This is a genomic window from Pseudooceanicola lipolyticus (assembly GCF_002786325.1).
Lineage (GTDB): Bacteria > Pseudomonadota > Alphaproteobacteria > Rhodobacterales > Rhodobacteraceae > Pseudooceanicola_C > Pseudooceanicola_C lipolyticus.
The window spans coordinates 34,686-41,423 of record NZ_PGTB01000022.1; the positions used below are offsets into that span (position 1 = coordinate 34,686).

5 protein-coding genes are annotated in these 6,738 nt (G+C 67.0%); 2 read left to right on the forward strand and 3 right to left on the reverse strand.

Annotation, left to right across the window (positions count from 1 at the left end):
* Positions 1-3: 3 nt before the first annotated feature.
* Positions 4-1,749 carry a thiamine pyrophosphate-binding protein gene (locus tag CVM52_RS08745; protein ID WP_100162130.1) on the forward strand — a complete coding sequence of 582 codons (1,746 nt, stop codon included), beginning with the start codon at positions 4-6 and terminating at the stop codon, positions 1,747-1,749.
* 131 nt (positions 1,750-1,880) lie between these two features.
* Positions 1,881-2,789: a LysR family transcriptional regulator gene (locus tag CVM52_RS08750; protein ID WP_276308631.1), complete on the forward strand. Its 909-nt coding sequence runs from the start codon at positions 1,881-1,883 to the stop codon at positions 2,787-2,789.
* 12 nt (positions 2,790-2,801) lie between these two features.
* On the opposite strand, the gene CVM52_RS08755 is transcribed toward CVM52_RS08750, so the two are convergent.
* From CVM52_RS08755 to CVM52_RS08765, 3 genes are all read right to left on the reverse strand, one after another.
* A complete protein-coding gene (locus tag CVM52_RS08755) occupies positions 2,802-3,623 on the reverse strand; it encodes a sugar phosphate isomerase/epimerase family protein (RefSeq protein ID WP_100162132.1) in 822 nt (273 codons plus the stop codon).
* A complete protein-coding gene (locus tag CVM52_RS08760) occupies positions 3,620-5,344 on the reverse strand; it encodes an FAD-dependent oxidoreductase (RefSeq protein WP_205964911.1) in 1,725 nt (574 codons plus the stop codon). Before CVM52_RS08760 ends, CVM52_RS08755 begins: the two co-directional genes overlap by 4 nt.
* 70 nt (positions 5,345-5,414) lie before the next feature.
* The gene (locus CVM52_RS08765) at positions 5,415-6,416 is read right to left on the reverse strand and encodes a Gfo/Idh/MocA family protein (RefSeq protein ID WP_172720955.1); all 1,002 of its coding nucleotides are present in this window, start codon (positions 6,414-6,416) and stop codon (positions 5,415-5,417) included.
* Positions 6,417-6,738 lie beyond the last annotated feature (322 nt).

Sequence of the window (6,738 nt, forward strand, 5' to 3'; positions counted from 1 at the left end):
GCCATGACCTCCTCCAGCAGCCGCGATGACGATCAGCAGGACGCCCGGCCCGAGATCGCCGGGATCGCCGCCAACCGGCGCGGTTCGGTCTTCGGGTTTTCGATCGAGCCGGCGCGATTCGAGGTGGAACGCCCGGTTCGGGTGACGCCGCCAAAAGCGCTGTTCGGGAGCGACCTGATCGCCGAAACCCTGCGCGAGCTTGATATCCCCTTCGTCGCCATGACGTCCGGGCCGGTGCTGGGCGAGCTGAACGACAGTCTGGTGAACTACCTGGGCAACACGCGGCCCCAGCTGCTGTCTTGTCTCGATGACGAGATCGCGCTGGCGATGGCCCATGGCTATGCCAAGGTGACCGGTCGGCCGATGGCGGTGGCGCTGTCGCAGGGCGCGCCCCTCGCGCCCGGCTCGACCCTATGCGCGGCAAAGCGCGATGCGGTGCCGCTTGTGGTGCTGGAAACCGCCGATGCGCCACACGAACCCGCCTCGCCCATATTGCTGGCGGATTTTGCGCCGTCCTGTCCCGGCGAAGCCCGCTATGCCATCCTGCAGGCCAACCGCATGGCCCAGGCCCAGCCGCAGGGGCCGGTGCGTGTGACCCTGAGCCGCGCGGTGCAGAGTGCCTCGGTCGCGCCGCTGGACACCCGCCGCAACCCGCAGCGCTATCGCGCCCGCGTCAGCAACGGGGCCGGGCGCGCGGATGTGGCCGAACTGGCCGCCATGCTTCTCGAGGCCGAACGCCCGCTGATCCTGGCCGGACTGGTCTCGCGGTCGCCCGCGGGCTGGGACGAACGTGTCAGGCTTGCGGAACTGCTGGGGGCGCAGGTTCACGCCGCCGCGGGCAACCCGGCAGCCTTCCCCACCGACCACCCCCTGTTTCTGCCCGAGATCAGCCCCAGCGACCTGTCGCAATCCGATGTCCTGCTCAGCCTTGACTGGCCCGATCTGGCCGGGTTCACGCGCGGCAGCTATCGCGAACGCAATCCGCACGCCACGATCATCGAAGTGTCGCCCGACGTGGCGCGCAAGCTGGCACGCGGCGGTGAATGTGACACCCCGACACCCAGCGACATGTTGATCGAGGCGGATGTGGACCAGGTGATCGGCGCCCTGGTTGAAGAGATGGGCGATATCTCGTCGCCCCATCAAACCGTGAAACATGCCGCGGTTGCACCGGAACCGCCGGGCGACAGGACCGACGGGCCGTTGTCGCGCGCCGATGTCACGCGCGCCCTGTCGCGGGTCGCGGCGAGCCGGGCGCTTTGTATTGCCTCGGTGCCCCGGGGCTGGCCGATAGGCGGTTTTGCTGTCCAGGGGCCGCTCGACTATCTCGGGGCGGGCAACAGCGCGCCGGCGCAGGCCATCGGCTCGGCGCTGGCGCTGGTCGGCAGCGACCGCATGACCGCGGCCGTGGTCGGGGCGGCCGGGTTCATCGCCGGTGCGGCCGCGCTCTGGACCGCCGCGCATTATCGCATTCCGCTGATGCTGCTGGTGATCAGCGAGCCCGCCGGAGACGGGTCTTCCGACGGTCAGGCCCCGATTGCCCAGGCGCGCGGCCGCACTGCCGAAAACGCCTGGATCGGGCATCGGATCAGCCAGCCAGAGGTTGATATCTGTGCGCTGGCAGAGTCCCTGGGCGCACTGGGCCTTGATGCAGGGTCAGACTATACTCAGCTGGGGGCCGCCCTGGCGAAAGCCGTGCATCATGTCGAGAAGGGTGGCGTGGCGGTTGTCGATGTTCGATTATCGTGAGCAAATGACAGGATGATCTGTTCGGGGCGCGCGCGGACCTGTCGACAGCTGCCGCAGCAGCGATAACCGCGCCTCGAACCGGCAACACGGGCCAATGGCAACGGGAGGATGCCCCCATAAATATCAGACAGCTGCGATACTTCTCGAAAACCGTCGAGGTCGGGAACATCACCCGTGCGGCCGAGCAGCTTAACGTCGCGCAGCCGGCGCTGGGGCTTCAGATCCGCCAGCTTGAAAACGAACTGGGCGTGCCGCTGCTTGTGCGCCATTCGCGCGGGGTGACGCCGACCCGTTCGGGTCAGGTTTTGTACGAGCGCGCCTGCGAGATCCTGCGCATTGTCGAGAACACCAAGAACGAGATCATGGGCTTTGCCGGCAGCGAGCGGGAAAGCCTGATCCTGGGCATCACCCCCGGCCTGACCAATGTGATGGGCCGCAAGATCTTTGTCGATGCCCGCGAAGCCCTGCCCGATGTCCATCTCAGCATGGTGGAAGAGATGAGCTATGTGCTGATCGAGGCGCTGGAGCGGGATGAGATCGACCTTGCGATTGCCTATGAGGTCGCCGATCGCCCGGCGCTGCTGCGCGCGCCGCTGTTGGTGGAGGAACTGGTTTTCGTGGCGGCGCCCAAAACCGCAGAAGGGCTGGGCGACACCATCGAGATGGCCGATGTGCTGGAACGCGAGCTGGTTCTTGCCGGTGAACGTGACCCGGTGCGCCAATTGGTGGTGGGCGCGGCGGAACGGCTGGCGCTGCCGCTGAAGGTCGGCTTCGAGGCGACCTCGGTCTCGATGATGAAAAGCCTGGTGATGCGGGGGGACGCCGCCAGCGTCATGCCACGCGGCAGCGTCGGGGCCGAGATCGACACCGGCCGGCTGGTCGGCCTGCGCATCGTCAACCCGGTGGTCTCGCGAACGCTCTATCTGGTGCGCTCCTCGCGGCGCGCACCGTTCCAGGCCGAGGCGGAAATATCCGATTTCCTGTTCGCGATGGTCGACAGCTTTGCCGAGCGTATGGGCAACCTGGTGCACAAGCTCTGACCGGCGCGCCGGTTAGGGGTTGAACGCCGCCAGGGCCTGGGCACCGCGTTTCACACGCTCCTTCACCGGCAGGTGGGCGTTTTCCTGCACCGGTATCTCCAGCGACAGCGGCGTGTCATCCGGCAGAATCCGGATCATCTCGGCCAGCGGGATGGCACCCTGTCCCGGCATCAGCCGGTGCGCGCGCGCCTCGTCGACCAGCTTGTCGGGGGCCGGGGCCTGGGCCACCGCATCGCAGAGTTGCAGGTGTGACACCAGCGCCGGATCCAGTGCCTGCAGCTGTTCCATCGTCAGGCCCGAGCGGAAACAGTGCAGCGCATCGAGGATGATCCGCGCGTTCGGGGCGCCCGAGTCCACCACGATCCTGCGGGCATCCTCCAGCGTTGCGATGGAGCGGAACATCATGAATTCGATCCCGATCATCAACCCGAATTCCGCCGCGATCTCGCAGATCGTCGCCAGCCGGTGCGGCTCTTCCCCCTCCCGCATATGCCCCGGGCCAATCGCGGGTTCGAAGCCGAGGCAGGACATCCGCGTCGCGCCAAGCTCGTAAGCGGTTTCGAAAATCATGCGCAGCGTCTCGCGGTCGGGCTCGTGACCCAAGACCAGCGACTCGGTGTCGAAGATGATCAGCCCGGCGTCATCGGCCGTGCGCCGGATCTGATGGACCAGCTTGTGATTGCCGACGATTTCGACCTTGAGCGTTTTTAGCGCGCCCGAGCGCAGGGGCAGGCCGATCCCGCGAAAACCCGACTCGGCGGCCGCCTCCAGCATCGCCAGCGGCCCTTCGTCGTTCAGCCCAAGCTGGGCCAGTGTCACCTGATCGCATTTCATGTCTTGTCCTCCTGTGGATCGGGGTGCCCGGCAAGATCGCGCGCGGCGATATAGGCAAATGTCAGAGCAGGCCCCAGGGTGATGCCGGCGGCGGGGTAGGTGCCGCCCATGATCGAGTTCATGTCGTTGCCCACGGCATAAAGCCCGGCGATCACCGTGCCAGTTGCGGTCAGAACCCGCGCGCGATGGTCGGTGGCCAGACCCTGCGCGGTGCCCAGATCGCCGCTGTAGAGCCCGACGGCGTAGAATGGCCCGTGTTTCAGCGGGGCGAGGCAGGGGTTGGGGCCGATCGCGGAATCGCCCAGCGAGATGTTATGCGGCGTCTCGCCCTTGGCGAAATCCGCGTCGCGCCCGGCGCGGGCAAAGCCGTTGTGGCGTTCGACCGTTGTTTCCAGCCTGTCGGGGGGCACCCCCAGGCGAGCCGCCAGGGCGGCGATGCTATCCGCCGCGATCAGATAGCCATCCCGGATCAGCCGGCGATTGCCGAGATGCGCCGGGGCGGGGCGTGCCAGCCCCAGCCCATAGCGGCGCAGGGCAAGCGAGTCGCAGATCAGCCAGGCCACCGGCTGTCCATGTCCGGGTGCCGGCAGCGCCTGAAGCGCCTCTCCGAAACGATGGTAGGAATCGGCCTCGTTGGTAAAGCGCTGCCCGGTCCGGTCCACGGCGATGATCCCGGGTTTGGCACGGTCGAGGGTGAGATGGGCAAATTGTGCCACCTCGCCCGAACCGTTGCGGTAAAGCGAGACCGGCGCGCAGAAATGCGGGTTACGCCCCGCCTGTGCCATCTGCGCCCCGGCGGACAGGGCCATGTGCTGGCCTTCGCCCTGCGCAGAACCCGCGGCCATGCTGAAATGATCGGCCTCCGGACCGCCGCGTGCGGTGCGGCTGCGCGCTGCATCGGCGGCAAAGCCACCGGTTGCCAGAACCACGCCGCGCCGGGCATGGAGAACGCGTGCCGCGCCATCGGCCCCCTGATAGCGCAGGCCGGTCACCCGCCCATCGGTTTTGATCAGGTCGCGCACCGGTGCGTTCAGCATCAGCGGCACCTGCGCGTCAAACAGCGATTGGGCCAGCCGCGCCACCAGCGCGCTGCCCACCACCAGCCGCGTGCCGCGCGGGCCCCGCAGACGGTCCAGCGCATAACGCCCGATCAGCGCAAGGCTGCGCCAGGTGGCCGCGCGCGAGCGGCCGAAATTGAGCAGGGTGCTGACATCGGCGCGGTTGACCATCATGCCGCCGAACACCAGATGCGTCGGCAGCGGCGGTCGCAGCGCTGCGAAGTGCCGGCCCAGCCGCCGACCGTCATATTCCACCACGTCCAGAACCCGGCCGTGCCGGCTCGCCCCCTTGTTCTCGCCATGGTAATCGGGCGCGACCTGGCGCAGCCGATAGCGCAGTTGGCTGTGGTGTTCGAGAAACTCCAGCGCCTCGCCCGCGGTATCGACGAAGGCCTCCAGCAGCGTCTGATCCGCGCCTTCGCCGATCGTTTCCTGCAAATAGGTCAGTACCGCCTGCCGAGTGTCGTCACAGCCCGCGTCGCGCGCGGCCTTGCTCAACGGAATAAAGATCGCCGCGCCCGACAGCGCGGTGGTGCCACCGAACTGCGGCTCTTTCTCGATCACCACCACATCGAGCCCCATCGCCCTGGCGGCACAGGCCGTGGCAAGGCCGGCCGCGCCAGAGCCGACGACGATCACATCGGTTTCGGTTGGTTCAGTCACCTGCGCCCCATGCATTGGTGGCTTTCCGGTCTGTCCGCAGGCAGAAAACGTTGCGGACAGACCGGTGGGATCAACGACGCGCGGCCGTCCGCCCGGCGGGAGCAATGGCGGCGGCGCGGCAATCTTCGATCAGCTTTTGCACCGCGAAGTTGTCCTCGACCGTGACCCAAAGCGGGGTGCGGTTTTCGATGGCGTCCACGAAATGCTCGAACTCGCGGACGAACTGGTTAACGCCGACCATCTTTTCGGGCGCGCCGTGGATATCGTCCAGCACCACGTCCTCGCCGTTGAGCCGATAGCCCTCTTGCATCAGGACGATATTGCCGGTGTCGGATTCCGCCTCGATCCGCAGGCGCCCGGCATCGGTGACCATCAGCCCGTCGTTCGAGATCGGCGGATGCGGTGACCACGAGCTCAGCACGCTGGCGGTCACGCCGCTGGGCGACACCAGCGCGGTATAGAACAGGTCCTCGGTCGGGGCTTCGTGATGGGCGTTGTCGAGCTGTGCCATCCGCGGTGTCAGCCGCTCGCCGATGAACCAGGTCGCCAGGTCAAGCTGGTGGATCGCGTTCACCAGCAGCGCACCGCCGATCACCGGCTCGCTGCGCCAGCCGGCCATCGACGGCTTGCGCACATTGGTCGAGATATGCAGCCGGCGCAGCGGCCCCAGTTTCTTGAGCCCTTCGACAAAGCCGCGGATATGCGGGTTGGTGCGCAGCAGATAGCCGGGCATGATGGTGACATCGACGGTCTTGGCGAAGTCGACAAGCTCCTGCGCCTCCTTGCTGTCGGGGGCCATCGGCTTTTCGCACAGCACGTGGATACCGGCCTTGGCAAGCTTCCGAGTGGCCGCCGGATGCAGGCTGGGGGGCAGCGCCAGCGTTGCCGCCTCGATGCTCGACAGGTCCAGCTCGTCTAGGCTGGGCACCGCCACGGCGCCGATCTCGGCCGCCTGCGCCGCACATCCCTCTCCCGGATCGACCACGGCCACGATTTCGTGGCCCAGCTGCGTCAAAGCTTCCACGTGGCGGATGCCGGCCCAACCCAGAGACCCGATAACGGCAAACTTCATTCTCACCTCTCCCATACCTTCTGTGCTTTTGCGTTGCGCTCACCGGCGGTGAAGGCGCCACGTCAAAAACTTTCAATGTCTGTGTCCAAGAAGCAGGTAGCAGGCGCTTGCCGAAGGAGTCCAAGAAGAGTTCTGTCTCGTTTCCATTCAAGAATTATTTGGGGATGGTGCGCGGGCCGGCTGATCCGGGCGATCTGCCGGCATGACCGCGACGCGGGTGTCAGGCGCTCAGGCCAGGTATTCGACCAGGGCCAGAAGCGCCGCGCCCGCAATCGCCCCGCCCAGCGCGGCCAGGGCCAGCCAGCTGCGGCGCGGGCGCTGC